Origin of the sequence: Alsobacter sp. KACC 23698, from assembly GCF_045348435.1 — a bacterium.
Taxonomy (GTDB): Bacteria; Pseudomonadota; Alphaproteobacteria; order Rhizobiales; family Beijerinckiaceae; genus Alsobacter.
The window spans coordinates 3,173,578-3,187,039 of the sequence record NZ_CP157484.1; the positions used below are offsets into that span (position 1 = coordinate 3,173,578).

Below are 13,462 nucleotides of genomic sequence, written 5' to 3' on the forward strand. Positions count from 1 at the left end.
CGAAGCGAGGGAGCCTCAGCTGCGGACCAGCGGCACCTTGGGGACGGTGCGGACCGGCTTGCCGTCGCCGCCGCCCCCGGCGGCCGGGCCGGCCGGCGCGGGGCCGCCCGGGTCCTTCTTGGGCCGGGAGACCTTGCGGGGCGAGGCCGCCGCCTTGCGGGTGGCGCGCTTCTCCCGGATCTTGGTGGCTTCCTCGACGTCCTTTTCGGGCTTGGGCGTGACGGGGCCGGCCGGGAACTCCAGGCCAAGCGCCTTCTTGCCCTCCTTCTCCTCGACCACGACCTTGACCGCGCCGCCATTCTTCAGGCGCCCGAACAGCACCTCGTCGGCGAGCGGCGTCTTGATGGTGGACTGGATCAGGCGGGCCATGGGCCTCGCGCCCATCGTCTCGTCGTAGCCGTGCTCGACCAGCCACTCGCGCGCCCCGTCGGTGAGCTCGATCGTGACGTTGCGGTCGGCGAGCTGCGCCTCCAGCTGCATCACGAACTTGTCCACGACCTTCGAGACGACCTCCTTGGGCAGCTGGCCGAAGGAGATGATCGCGTCGAGGCGGTTGCGGAACTCCGGCGCGAAGAGGCGGGTGATGGCCTCGTTGTCGCCGCTGTCGCGCTTGGACTGGGTGAAGCCGAAGACGGGCTTGGCCAGCTCGGCCGCGCCGGCGTTCGTCGTCATGATCAGGATGACGTTGCGGAAGTCGACCTGCTTGCCGTTGTGATCGGTCAGCTTCCCGTGGTCCATGATCTGCAGGAGGATGTTGAACAGGTCCGGATGGGCCTTTTCGATCTCGTCCAGCAGCAGCACGCAATGCGGATGCTGGTCGATGCCGTCGGTCAACAGGCCGCCCTGGTCGAACCCGACATAGCCGGGAGGCGCGCCGATGAGGCGGCTGATCGTGTGCCGCTCCATGTATTCCGACATGTCGAAGCGCACGATCTCCACCCCGAGGCTGGCGGCGAGCTGGCGCGCCACCTCGGTCTTGCCGACGCCCGTGGGGCCGGCGAAGAGATAGTTGCCGATCGGCTTTTCCGGATCCCGCAGGCCGGCGCGGCTGAGCTTGATCGCCGAGGACAACGCCGTGATGGCGGCGTCCTGGCCGTAGACGACGCGCTTGAGGGTCTCGTCGAGGGCCTTCAGCACCTCCGCGTCATCCTTCGACACGGTCTTGGGCGGGATCCGCGCCATGGTGGCGATGGCGGCCTCGATCTCCTTGATGCCGATCTGCTTCTTGCGCTTGCCCTCCGGCAGCAGCATCTGCGACGCGCCGGTCTCGTCGATCACGTCGATCGCCTTGTCCGGCAGCTTGCGGTCGTGGATGTAGCGGGCCGACAGCTCCACCGCCGCCTTGATGGCGTCGTTGGTGTAGCGGATGTGGTGGAACTCCTCGAAATAGGGCTTGAGGCCCTTGAGGATCTCGATGGCGTCCGGCACCGACGGCTCGTTCACGTCGATCTTCTGGAAGCGGCGCACCAGGGCCCGGTCCTTCTCGAAGTACTGGCGGTACTCCTTGTAGGTGGTCGAGCCGATGCAGCGCAGCGTGCCCTGCGCCAGCGCGGGCTTGAGCAGGTTGGAGGCGTCCATCGCGCCGCCGGAGGTCGCTCCGGCGCCGATCACCGTGTGGATCTCGTCGATGAACATGATCGCCTTGGGGTGGTTCTCGATCTCCTTCATCACCTGCTTGAGGCGTTCCTCGAAGTCGCCGCGATAGCGCGTGCCGGCGAGCAGCGTGCCCATGTCCAGCGCGAACACGGTCGCGTCGGCCAGCACCTCCGGCACTTCGCCGGTGACGATCTTGCGCGCCAGGCCCTCGGCGATGGCGGTCTTGCCGACGCCGGGATCGCCCACCAGGAGCGGGTTGTTCTTCTGTCGCCGGCAGAGCACCTGGATGGTGCGCTGCACTTCGGGCTCGCGCCCGATCAGCGGATCGATGCGGCCCTCGCGGGCCCGCTTGTTGAGGTTGACGCAATAGGCCTCGAGGGCCTCGCCCTTCTTCTTCGGGCCGGCGCCGCCCTCCTCGCCTCCGCTGGACCGTTCCGTCTGCTCCTCCTCGGCGCCGCGCGGCGAACGGGTTTCCGACATGCCCGCGCGCTTGGCGATGCCATGGGAGATGTAGTTCACGGCGTCGTAGCGCGTCATGTCCTGCTCCTGCAGGAAATACGCGGCGTGGCTCTCGCGCTCGGCGAAGATGGCGACCAGCACGTTGGCGCCGGTGACCTCTTCGCGGCCGGAGGACTGCACGTGGATGACGGCGCGCTGGATGACGCGCTGGAAGCCGGCGGTCGGCTTGGAGTCGTCGCTGCCGTCGGTGATCAGGTTGCCGAGCTCGGCGTCGACATATTCGGTCAGGTTGCGACGCAGCGCGTCGATGTCGACGTTGCAGGCGCGCATCACGGCCGCAGCGTCCTGGTCGTCCACGAGCGCCAGGAGCAGGTGCTCCAGGGTGGCGTATTCGTGATGGCGCTCGTTGGCGAGCGCCAGGGCCCGGTGAAGAGCTTGTTCGAGATTGCGAGAGAAGGACGGCATCGGGCCTCAGCCTTTCACTTCTTTTCCATCACGCATTGCAGAGGATGCTGGTGCTTTCGCGCGAAGTCCATCACGAGCGTGACCTTGGTCTCCGCGACTTCGTACGTGAAAACGCCGCACTCCCCGACACCGTGCTGGTGAACATGGAGCATGATGCGGGTGGCTTCGTCCGCATCCTTGTTGAAGAACCGCTGGAGCACGTGGACCACGAACTCCATCGGCGTGTAGTCGTCGTTCAGGAGCAGCACGCGATACAGGTTGGGGCGCTTGGTCCTGGTCTTGGTCTGGGTGATGACGGCGGTGCCCGAGCCGCCGTCGCCCGGTCTGCCCGGACCCCGCCTGCGCTCCGCCGAACGCAGGGGGTCTGTCCGGATCAGGCCGGATGCGAGGTGCCTGCCGCGCAGGAGCGCACGCTTGAGGCGGAGAACCATGTCGGGAAAGATCAGCTTGAGGTCCATCGCGAAAACGGCGGTCCCATTCGGGTGATCGGCTCGACCCCGGCCGGACGACCGGGGGCGGCGACCGCAGCCCAACGGGAGAGCGTCACGGCCGGTTCCGTTAATCTAGTGTTACCCGGGCCGCTCCGCCAGACCGTACTTCAGGCGATCGCGGCGGCGTCTGTGACGCAGGGCGCGCAGGCGCCGCGGCGCAGCCGTCGAGAACGCAAAAAGGCCCGGGGGAACGCCCCGGGCCTTTGCGGTCGCCGTCGAAGGACGGAGACGGATTACTTCGCGGCGGCGGTGGCCTTGGCGAACAGGGTCTCGTAGGGCTTCACCGCGTCCTTGGCGAGGCTGGAATAGAGCTCGCCGACCTTGGAGGCGTAGGCCACGAAGCCCTCATAGGCGGTTTTCATGTAGTCGCTCTGGATCTCGAAGGCCTTGTCGAGCGTCTTGACGCTGACCAGCTTCTCGGCCACGGCCGAGGCGCCTTCGAAGGCCTTCTTGGAGTAGTCGGCGGTCTCGGCGGCGATCGCCTGCACGCCCTTGGAGGCGGTGCCGAGGCTCTTCATCGCCACGTCCACGTTCTCCTTGCCGAGCTTCTGGAAATCTTCGAACTGCGTAGCCATGGTGCACCCCTTAATGAACGCGCCCTTGGGCGCCTGAAACAGGGTTCCTGGCCTGATCACTCAACGCCGGACCGGCGAACCCGATGCGCCTGTTTTATATGCAGCGCACAACGCCGTCAACAAAAATGTTGCACCGCACCATTCTCGTCTTGGGTCAATCGGCGGTTGAGCGGTTAACTCCCGCGTAACCCCAACTCGATACCGTCCAAGACTGTGCCGCGGATGCGACAGTGTGGGCTCCCCTCGCCCGCCGCGCAGATCCAGGCCCCGGCTGCGTCAACAGGCCGGACAGACGGGGACGAGTGGTATGAGTGCGTGTTTGGGTTCTATCGCGGGGCGTTTCGGAACGTTCGCCTCGGTGGTCGCGACAGCCTCCCTCATCGCAGCCGTCGCGTCGTCGCCGGCCGAGGCTCGCCGGAGGCATCACGGCCATGGCGGGGGCTACAGTCCCCCCTACGCCGCCATGGCGCTGGACGCCAAGACCGGCCGGGTCCTTCACGCCGAGAACGAGGATGCGCTGCGCCATCCCGCCTCGGTCACCAAGGTGATGACCCTCTATCTCCTCTTCGAGCAGCTCGAGAAGGGCCGCTTCACCCTGGAGACGCCGTTGCGGGTTTCGGCGCACGCCGCCGCCCAGGCGCCGTCCAAGCTGGGCCTGCGGCCGGGCTCCACCATCGAGGTGGAGGACGCCATCAAGGCGCTGGTGACGAAGTCGGCCAACGATGTCGCCGCCACGGTCGCCGAGAACATCGGCGGGTCCGAGAGCGCCTTCGCCGACATGATGACCCGCAAGGCGCGCCAGATCGGCATGAGCCGCACGACCTACCGCAACGCCTCGGGCCTGCCCAATCCCGGCCAGGTGACGACGGCGCGCGACCTGATCACGCTGGCCCGGTCGCTGCAGGACCGCTTCCCCCGCTACTACCGCTATTTCTCGACCCCGTCCTTCACCTATGCGGGCGCGTCGCATCGCAACCACAACCACCTGCTCGGCCGCGTCGAGGGGATGGACGGCATCAAGACGGGCTACACCCGGGCGTCCGGCTTCAACCTCCTGACCTCGGTGCGCACCGAAGGGCGGCACGTGGTCGCCGTGGTGCTGGGCGGCCGCTCCGCCGCGGCGCGCGACCGCCAGATGGTGGCGCTCCTGGACGACACGCTTGAGCGCGCCTATGCGGGCGCCCGCACGGCTCCGCCGGTCGGGGACACGACGGCGGTCGCGTCCGCGGAGCCGGCCCGCCAGGAAACGGCGAAGCAGGACGCCAAGCAGGAGGCGGCCCGGCAGGAGCTGGCCCGGCTCGAGGCGGCCCGCAAGGAAGCCGTCGCGGCCCGCGAGGCCGCCAAGGAGGCCGAGCTCACCGCCGCGCGGGAAGCCGCCAAGCTGGAGTTCACCCGCCAGGAGTTCGCGCGCCAAGAGACGCTCCGCCAAGAGACGCTCCGGCAAGAGACGCTTCGACAGGAGGCCGCCCGCAACGCGGCCCGCGAGGCGCCGCGCGTCCGGGTCGCCTCGGTGGACGACAGCGTGCCGATGACGACCTCGACCGTGTCGCCGCGCTCCGGGCTGCGCCCGCCTGCCGACGTGGCCCGCTCGGGCCAGGACGCCGCCGCCCTGCAGCCCTCCCCTTCGGCGCACGTTCACCGGACCGTCGACGTCGCCGCCGCCCGGCCGGTCGTCGCCTCCGCGCTGGGCGCCTCGACGGCCACCCCGTCCAGCGGCATGCGCTGGGTCGTCGGCGCCCCGTCGACCGTGCGTCCCGAGACCGAGACCCGGACCGCCCGGCTCGAAGCCCCGCGCGGCGAACCCAAGGCCGAACCGAAGCCCGAACCGAAGCTCGAAGCGAAGCCCGAGGCCAGGGCCGACAGGTCGGAGAGCCGCGTCGAAAAGTCCGACGCCAAGGCCGCGCCCCGCCTGACGGTCTCCGGCTGGGTGATCCAGCTCGGCGCGACCGACGAGGAGGACAAGGCCAAGGACATCTTGGCCCGCGCCAAGGCGAGCGGCCGGTTCATGGCCAAGGCCGCGCCCTTCACCGAGAAGGTCAACAAGGACGGCGCCACGCTTTATCGGGCCCGCTTCTCGGGCTTCGACGAGGACGACGCGCAGTCGGCCTGCAAGCAACTCAAGCGCAGCGGCTTCTCGTGCTTCGCCGTTAAGGGCTGAGCCACCTTTCCCAGTCAAGATGCGGTCGGTCGAAAGGCCGGCCGGAGAGAACCCGGACCACATCGGAGCGGCGGTCAGCGCCGCCCGAAGACGCCGCGCAAAGCGGCGCGAGGGACAGAGAGCGCCTCCGCAAGGCGGCGAAGGGACCGGGCGCGTTTCACCCGGTCCTGTCGACAGACGGACGTAACCACCGGAACGCGCGTGGAGTATCAGCGATGCCGGTTCAGCAGAATGTCCTTGGCCTGGTTCACCCGGGTGGCCAGATACGTCGAGCCCCCCTGGTCGGGATGGAGTTTCTTCATCAGCGCGCGGTGCGCGCGGCGGACTTCGTCCTCCCCCGCCCCCGGCTGAAGGCCAAGGATCTCGTAGGCCTCCTGCTCGGTCGGAGCGCCCGCGCCGCGGCCCCCGCCGACGCGCGGCCCCGCATCCGCGTCGTCCTGTGCTGCTTTGCGCCGTCCGGGAAACCGGCGGTCCAGATACGCTTCCAGAAGCCGTGAGCCGTCCGGGTCGGCGTTGAGGCAGAGCGCGGCGACATCCGCGAGCTGGGCTTCGTCGAGCTCGTCCAGGCTGCGGCCCTCGAAGGGGCCGGCCAGCACATGGCCGGCGAGCGCCCCCGTGTCGTGGTCCAGCGTCATCTCCAGCAGGGCGGAGCGCACGCGCGACTGGGCGCCGGGCGTCGCCTGCGTCCGCTGGGCCCAGCCCGGCACGGAGAAGCCGCGCAGGCCGAGCAGATAGGCCCCGAAGCCGCCGACCGGAATGGCGACGTCCAGTCGTCCCCGGAACAGCAGGAAGGCCGCGAGCGCCAGCGAGGCCACGCCTCCGATCTGGCGCACCAGCTTGGCGAGCGCTTTCGGGCTGGCGGCGGAATAATTCTTGCCGACCCACCACAGGATGAACAGGACCGCAGCCCCGACAAGCAGCGCCACTGTGTTCCTACCTCATCTGACCCAGCAGGCGCTGGGCGCCGGCGTCGCGCCGGGCCAGGTCCTCGAGCGCGATCCGGCCCCCGGCCGCATAGGCGGCGGCCGCCCTGAGCAGGGCCGCGAGTTCGGCCGGAGCCGACGCGTCGAAGCGCGCATACGCGCCCCCGGTGAGCCTCGCGATCTCGCGGAAGGCCCGCTCGGCGGCGGGATCGCGCCCCTCGTGGAACATGAACGCCTTGACGCCCGACAGCCCCAGCTCGCCCGCCAGGGCGCACAGGTCGTCGAGCCGTTCCTCCATGGCGTCGCCCACATAGACCAGGGCGTGCACGGCCCGCTCCCGAGTCTCGCCCCGGACATGGTCGAGCACCCTCAGGATCTGCGTGTGGCCGCCGCGGCAGCCGATCTGCTCCATCAACCCGGTGAGGGCGCGGGGATCGGCCACGAAGCGCGAGGCGCGGCATTCGGAAAAGCCGCGGAAATAGACGAGCTGGACGTCGAGCCCGCCGGCCTGCGCCGCCTGGGCGAACATCTCGCCCTGCAGGCGGCAGGCGAGGTCCCAGGTAGGCTGCCGGCTCATGGTGGCGTCGAGCGCGAAAACCAGCCGGCCCCGTTTTCCGTCGCGTCGCGGCGACAGGGATTTGGCGGCCTGCAGGAAGGCGTCCACGGCGGCGGGGTCCGTGCGGGCGTCGAGCGCTCGCCCGCTCTTCGGGGCGATCCCGCTGCTGTCGTCCCCGCTCATGACTGGCCGCTCATGCCGACTCCGTTCCGCCGTCAATGTGGCGGTTGGGCGGCGATTTGCAACAGGCGCGGCCGTGACGGGGGGGCCCTCAGGGCCTCGCGCGTTGCTGCATCTCGAAGCGCGCCGATCCTCCGACGCGGATCTCGGTGTCGCCGAACCGCATGCCGGTGGGCTGGCCGCTCATATAGGGGATCGCGCTCGTCGGCTCGGCGCGGCGCTGCGGATGCGTCTCGAAGAGGTTGGAGCAGGCGCCGGAGCGCATCTTCACTCCCGGGGCGACCTCCGTCACCGCACAGGCGCGGTCCATGGCGTCAGCGGATCCCGAGGACATCAGGCCCCCGACCGCTCCCACCGCCAAAATCAACATCCGCATGAATCGCCCCTCGATGCGCTGCAGACAGCCGAGCGCCCGAACTGCGGAGATTGTGTGACATGGCGCGAGATTCGGGAACCGCACGGTCAGATCAGCCCCAGTTCGGCGAGCTCGCGGCGTAGCGTTTCGGGCAATGCGGCGAGGCCCACGCCGAAGTCGCCGAGGTCGCGCGGAGCGGACCTGGCCTCCAGATAGCGCCAGCCCTGGAAAGGCCGGCACGGCCGCGGGTCGACCGGCGTGACCACCGGCTCGAGCACCAGGTGGCAGCGTCCGATCCCGTCCGCGTCCTTGAACGGCCGGATCTCCAGGATGGGCTGCCGGCACGCGATCTGGCCCTTGATGACCCAGAACAGCGACCCGCCGTCGACGATCTCGTCGACCCTCTTGGGAACCATGCGGGTCGTGTGCGCCTGCTCGTAGGGCCGCTTCAGGCGCCGGGCCATCGCAGCGTTCTCCTCGATCCAGCCTTCCAGATCTGCGATCGAGTCGCAGCCGACGCAGAGTTTCAGGATGTGCAGGGCCATGCCCCACTCCTAGCGCGGGCGTCGCCTCCCGCCAACGCGGCGTCGCGGCGCCCTGTGGACAACGGCCGGCGTTTCGGCCGGCCGTCAGTCCGGGTCGCCGATCACGATGAGCCTGGCGCCCTCCGGCGTCTGCTGGCCGGCCTCGACGGCGATCTCGGTCACCACGCCCGCCCGCGGCGCCACAAGCGCGTGCTCCATCTTCATGGCCTCGACGATGGCGAGCTTCTGGCCCTTCTCCACCGTCTCGCCCTCGGTCACGAAGAGGGCCACCACCTTGCCATGCATCGGCGCCTTCACGACGCCGCCGGCGTCGGCCTCGTCGAAGGACATGTCGAGCGCGTCGAACAGGCGCACATGAGTCTGGCGGCCATGGTCGAGCACGATCAGGCCGTCCTCGGTCTCGACGATGTCGAGCTCGTGCGAGCCCGGCGGCACGGCGTGGCCGGGAAGCTCCACGCTGGGGCCCTCGGCGTCCCAGCCGAGCACCGCGTCCAGGCGTTCGCCCTCGATCAGGAGCGGCAGGCCGATCTGGCGTTCCCCGGACAGCTGGAACCCGTCGGCCGCGTCCCAGGGGGACGGCGCGCCTCCGCTGGCGACGGCGGCGGCCGCGATGCTGCGGCGGACCGCCTGGCCCACCAGCGCCAGCGCCCCGGCCGCGGCGGCCGCGGCCGGAAACGGCCGGGCCGTCGCGCCGAGCGCCTCGAGATTGCGGTCGATGAAGCCCGTGTCGAAACGGCCGGCCCGGAACTCCGGCGCACGGCACAGCGCCTCCAGAAAGGCCACATTGGAGCGCGGGCCGGCCACCACGGTGCGCGCCAGCGCGTCGGCGAGGCGGTCCAGCGCCTGCGCGCGGGTGTCGCCATGGGCGATCACCTTGGCGATCATGGGATCGTAGAACGGGCTCACCTCGTCGCCTTCCGCGACGCCGGTGTCGATGCGCAGGCGGTCGCTCTCCTCAGGGAAGCGCAGCGCCCACAGCCGCCCCGTCGAGGGCAGGAAGCCGCGCTCCGGGTCCTCCGCGTAGAGCCGCGCCTCCACGGCGTGGCCCTGGATGGCGAGATCGCCCTGCGCGAAGGGCAGCCGCTCGCCTGCGGCGACGCGAAACTGCAGTTCGACCAGATCGAGCCCGGTGATCGCCTCCGTCACTGGATGCTCCACCTGCAGGCGCGTGTTCATCTCCATGAAGAAGAAGCTGTCCGCCGTGAGGCCGTTCGAGCCGTCCGCGATGAACTCGACGGTGCCGGCGCCCACATAGCCGACCGCCCGGGCGGCGTCGACGGCCGCCTGGCCCATTGCGGCGCGGACCTCCGCCGTCATTCCCGGCGCCGGCGCCTCCTCGAGGACCTTCTGGTGCCGGCGCTGCAGCGAGCAGTCGCGCTCGAAGAGATGCACCACGTTTCCGTGCCGGTCGGCGAAGACCTGCATCTCCACATGCCGGGGCGAGCGGACGTATTTTTCCACGAGGACGCGGGGATCGCCGAAGGCGTTGGCGGCCTCGCGCTGCGCGCCGAGCAGCGCCTCTTCGAAGTCGATCAGCCGGTCGACCCGGCGCATGCCCTTGCCGCCGCCGCCCGCGACGGCCTTGATCAGCACCGGAAAGCCGATATTGGCCGCCCTCTCCCGCAGGAAGGCGGGATCCTGCTTGTGCCCGTGATAGCCGGGCACGACCGGAACGCGGGCCCGCTCGACGAGCGTCTTCGCGGCGTCCTTCAGGCCCATCGCCCGGATCGCCGACGGCGGCGGCCCGACGAACGTCACCCCGGCCTTGGCGCAGGCCTCCGCGAATTCGGCGTTCTCGGAGAGGAAGCCATAGCCCGGATGGATGCAGTCCGCCCCCGCGTCGCGCGCGACCTCGAGGATCCGGCTCCCCACCAGATAGCTCTCGCGCGCCGGCGCCGGCCCGATCGCATAGGCCTCGTCGGCGTCGCGCACGAAGAGCGCGTCGGCGTCGGCGTCCGAATGCACCGCGATGGTGCGCATCCCCAGCCGCCTGGCGGTGCGGATGATGCGGCAGGCGATCTCGCCGCGGTTGGCGATCAGGACGGAGGAGAACATGCTTGCGTCTATTCCGCGTCGGAGGAGGCAGGTGATCAGGTCAGGCTGAGGCCTTCGTAGACGACTGAGAGCGGGAGCTCGACGCCCACGGCAGGGAGAGCCAGGACGTCGAGCGCCTCGTGCAGGACGCCGGGGCCCTCGCTCCATTCTCCCGTTTCGGCCCGGGACCAATGCTCCACTCTCATCTCGCTCTGATAGACCAGCACGAGATGTCGGAGAGTGGGGAACGTCTGGTATTGCTTGAACTTGTAGCCACGGTCGTCGGCCATGGTCGAAGGGGACAGAACTTCGATCACCACCACGGGGTCATCGAACCAGCGCCCGGTCTCCTTGGCGGGGCCACATCGCACGGTGACGTCAGGCTGGGGCAGGAAATCGTCATCCTGGCTGCGCGCCAAGCCGAGTTCCCGCATCGCCTCGCAACCGCGCCCGGCGAGTCTGGGGCCCAGCGCCCGGTCGATGTTGGTGCAGATCTTCTGGTGACGATAAGTCGCCGGGGCCATCGCGACCGGAGCGCCGGCCAGCAGCTCGAAGCGCTGGCTGGGCTGCGCGTCCGCAAAGGCGATGAATTCGGCCACTGTCATCATGTCATGAGCTTGCGCTGGCTCTGGCATCGCTGCAATCCTCGTTGCGTGCTGAAAAAACTCTAAAGGTCACATCCGGAACACGCCGAAGCGCGTCTCCTCGACGGGAGCGTTGAGGCAGGCCGAAAAGGCCAGCCCGAGGACGCGGCGCGTTTCGGACGGGAGAATGATCCCGTCGTCCCACAGACGCGCGGTGGCGTAATAGGGGTTGCCCTCCGTTTCGTACTGGGCCCGGATCGGGGCCTTGAAGGCCTCCTCCTCGCGCCCCGGCCATTTGCGGCCCTCCGCCTCGATATTGTCCCGCCGCACCGTGGCGAGCACGCTGGCGGCCTGCTCGCCGCCCATCACCGAGATGCGCGAGTTTGGCCACGAGAACAGGAAACGCGGGCCGTAGGCGCGCCCGCACATGCCGTAATTGCCGGCCCCGAAGGAGCCGCCCACCAGCAGGGTGATCTTCGGCGTCCTGGCGCAGGCCACCGCGGTGACGAGCTTCGCCCCATCCTTGGCGATGCCGCCGGCCTCGTATTGGCGGCCGACCATGAATCCGGAGATGTTCTGCAGGAAGAGCAGCGGGATGCGCCGCTGGGCGCAGAGCTCGATGAAGTGGGCGCCCTTCAAGGCCGATTCGGAGAACAGGATGCCGTTGTTGCCGAGGATGCCGACCGGGATGCCCCAAATTCGCGCAAAGCCGGTCACCAGCGTGGTTCCGTAGAGCGCCTTGAACTCGTCGAAGCGCGAGCCGTCGACCAGCCGGGCGATGACCTCGCGGATGTCGTATTGCTTTTTCAGATCCGTCGGGACCAGGCCTTCGAGCTCGTGGGTGTCGTAGCGCGGGTCCTCCGGCTCGGCGATCGGCAGGTCGTCGGGCTTGCGGGTGTTCAGGTTGGCGACAATCCGGCGCGCCATCGCGAGCGCATGGGCGTCGTCCATGGCGTAGTGGTCGGCGACGCCCGAGACGCGGGCGTGCACGTCGGCCCCGCCCAGATCCTCGGCCGAGACCTCCTCGCCGGTGGCGGCCTTCACCAAAGGCGGCCCGCCGAGGAAGATGGTGCCCTGCTTGCGCACGATGATGGTCTCGTCCGACATCGCCGGCACATAGGCGCCGCCCGCCGTGCACGAGCCCATCACCACCGCGATCTGCGGGATCCCCAGCGAGGACAGCGTCGCCTGGTTGTAGAAGATGCGGCCGAAATGCTCTCGGTCCGGGAAGACCTCCGTCTGATGCGGCAGGTTCGCGCCGCCCGAATCGACCAGATAGACGCAGGGCAGCCGGTTCTCGCGCGCGATCTCCTGGGCGCGCAGGTGCTTCTTCACCGTCATCGGGTAGTAGGTGCCGCCCTTGATGGTGGAGTCGTTGCACACCACCATGACCTCGCGGCCCTCGACCCGGCCGACGCCGGCGATCATGCCGGCGCCGTGGATGGCGTCGTCATACATGCCGAAGGCCGCCAGCGCGCCGATCTCCAGGAAAGGCGATCCCGGGTCCAGGAGGCGCATCACCCGCTCGCGCGGCAGCAGCTTGCCGCGGGCGAGGTGGCGCTCGCGGGCCCGCGCCGGGCCGCCCAGGGCCGCTTCGGCGCGACGGCTCCTGAGCTCGTCGGCGAGCTGGCGCCACTGGGCGGCGTTGGCGTCGAACTCGGGCGAACGACGGTCGAGGGTGGAAGACAAAACGGCCACGCAAGATCCCCTGAGGCCCGGTCCAGGTTCGGGCGCGCAGATCATGCCGGAAGCCGGCGCGAACGCAATCGCAGCCGCACGCCCCGTCGACGCGCTCCGGGCGCAACGCTTTGCGAACCGTCCGCGGGCTATGCTGCAGTCAGGAGGGCGCCATGCATCACCAACTCGCAGCGCTCGCGATCGCGGCTCTCTGCGGCTGGGCAGGCTGGTCGATGCGTCGGCCCGGCTCCGCCGGCCTGACGCGCGCGCTGGGCCTGCTGGCCTGGGCGGCCGGGTCCGCGTTGCTCGACGACGCCTTCGGCGGGCTGCTGCTCGGGGCGGTCATGCAGGGTCAGGCCCCTGATTCAGACCTCGAGCAGACCCTGAAAACCCTCTGACCCGACTCGCGGAATCGGCCGGCCGGCGTCAGCCCTGGCGCGCCGGCTTGGGCTCGGCCGTCGGCGGCTCGACGGGGCCGCCGGCGGCCTTCCAGGCCCCGAAGCCGCCGCCCAGATGGGCGACGGGCTTCAGCCCCATCTCGCGAGCCGTGCGCGCCGACAGCGCCGAGCGCCAGCCGCCCGCGCAGAAGAACACGAAGCGCTTGTCCTCGGCGAAGACCGGCTTGTGGTAGGGGCTCTCCGGATCGATCCAGAACTCCAGCATGCCGCGCGGGCAATGGAAGGCTCCGGGCATGCGCCCTTCCCGCTCCAGTTCGCGCGGGTCCCGCAGATCGACGAACACCACGTCGTCGCGCCCGGCGAGGGCCACGGCGTCGGCGGCCGGGATCGTGTCCACGATGGCGTTCGCCTCGGCGAGCAGCGCCTTGTAGCCCTTGCTGATGGTCTGCGACATGGAACCTCCGAT

At 69.6% G+C, this 13,462-nt stretch carries 13 protein-coding genes; 2 read left to right on the forward strand and 11 right to left on the reverse strand.

Translation table 11 applies throughout. The annotated features are described in order from the left end of the window. Nucleotides 1-15: 15 nt before the first annotated feature. From clpA to ABEG18_RS14965, 3 genes are all read right to left on the reverse strand, one after another. A complete protein-coding gene (gene clpA / locus ABEG18_RS14955; protein WP_406853851.1) occupies nt 16-2,520 on the reverse strand; it encodes an ATP-dependent Clp protease ATP-binding subunit ClpA in 2,505 nt (834 codons plus the stop codon). Between the two features lie 14 nt (nt 2,521-2,534). Continuing rightward, complete coding sequence (gene clpS / locus ABEG18_RS14960) at nt 2,535-2,978, reverse strand: ATP-dependent Clp protease adapter ClpS (RefSeq protein WP_406853852.1); 444 nt, start codon at nt 2,976-2,978, stop codon at nt 2,535-2,537. Between the two features lie 266 nt (nt 2,979-3,244). Next, nucleotides 3,245-3,586 carry a phasin family protein gene (locus ABEG18_RS14965; RefSeq protein WP_406853853.1) on the reverse strand — a complete coding sequence of 114 codons (342 nt, stop codon included), beginning with the start codon at nt 3,584-3,586 and terminating at the stop codon, nt 3,245-3,247. Nucleotides 3,587-3,944: 358 nt separating this feature from the next. On the opposite strand from ABEG18_RS14965, the gene ABEG18_RS14970 reads away from it, so the two are divergent. Further along, complete coding sequence (locus ABEG18_RS14970) at nt 3,945-5,744, forward strand: serine hydrolase (protein WP_406853854.1); 1,800 nt, start codon at nt 3,945-3,947, stop codon at nt 5,742-5,744. Between the two features lie 209 nt (nt 5,745-5,953). Here ABEG18_RS14970 and ABEG18_RS14975 read toward each other — a convergent pair whose 3' ends face one another. The 7 genes from ABEG18_RS14975 to ABEG18_RS15005 all read right to left on the reverse strand — a co-directional run bounded on the left by ABEG18_RS14975 (nt 5,954) and on the right by ABEG18_RS15005 (nt 12,619). After that, the gene (locus ABEG18_RS14975) at nt 5,954-6,670 is read right to left on the reverse strand and encodes a DnaJ domain-containing protein (protein ID WP_406853855.1); all 717 of its coding nucleotides are present in this window, start codon (nt 6,668-6,670) and stop codon (nt 5,954-5,956) included. 7 nt (nt 6,671-6,677) lie between these two features. Continuing rightward, entirely contained in the window at nt 6,678-7,406 is a 729-nt protein-coding gene (locus ABEG18_RS14980; RefSeq protein WP_406853856.1) for a VWA domain-containing protein, read from the reverse strand. An 88-nt stretch (nt 7,407-7,494) separates the two neighbouring features. Next, complete coding sequence (locus ABEG18_RS14985; protein ID WP_406853857.1) at nt 7,495-7,779, reverse strand: hypothetical protein; 285 nt, start codon at nt 7,777-7,779, stop codon at nt 7,495-7,497. Between the two features lie 86 nt (nt 7,780-7,865). Next, nucleotides 7,866-8,303, reverse strand: a complete 438-nt coding sequence (locus tag ABEG18_RS14990) for a DUF1489 family protein (protein ID WP_406853858.1) — start codon at nt 8,301-8,303, stop codon at nt 7,866-7,868. Between the two features lie 84 nt (nt 8,304-8,387). Further along, nucleotides 8,388-10,358, reverse strand: a complete 1,971-nt coding sequence (locus ABEG18_RS14995) for an acetyl/propionyl/methylcrotonyl-CoA carboxylase subunit alpha (RefSeq protein WP_406853859.1) — start codon at nt 10,356-10,358, stop codon at nt 8,388-8,390. Nucleotides 10,359-10,393: 35 nt separating this feature from the next. Continuing rightward, nucleotides 10,394-10,945, reverse strand: coding sequence for a Uma2 family endonuclease (locus ABEG18_RS15000; protein ID WP_406853860.1), 552 nt, complete (start codon nt 10,943-10,945; stop codon nt 10,394-10,396). 66 nt (nt 10,946-11,011) lie between these two features. Then, a complete protein-coding gene (locus tag ABEG18_RS15005; RefSeq protein ID WP_406853861.1) occupies nt 11,012-12,619 on the reverse strand; it encodes a carboxyl transferase domain-containing protein in 1,608 nt (535 codons plus the stop codon). A 152-nt stretch (nt 12,620-12,771) separates the two neighbouring features. Between ABEG18_RS15005 and ABEG18_RS15010 the strand changes: the two genes are divergently transcribed. Continuing rightward, entirely contained in the window at nt 12,772-12,996 is a 225-nt protein-coding gene (locus ABEG18_RS15010; RefSeq protein WP_406853862.1) for a hypothetical protein, read from the forward strand. A gap of 28 nt (nt 12,997-13,024) precedes the next feature. Here ABEG18_RS15010 and ABEG18_RS15015 read toward each other — a convergent pair whose 3' ends face one another. Next, entirely contained in the window at nt 13,025-13,450 is a 426-nt protein-coding gene (locus ABEG18_RS15015; protein WP_406853863.1) for a rhodanese-like domain-containing protein, read from the reverse strand. Nucleotides 13,451-13,462: the final 12 nt, after the last annotated feature.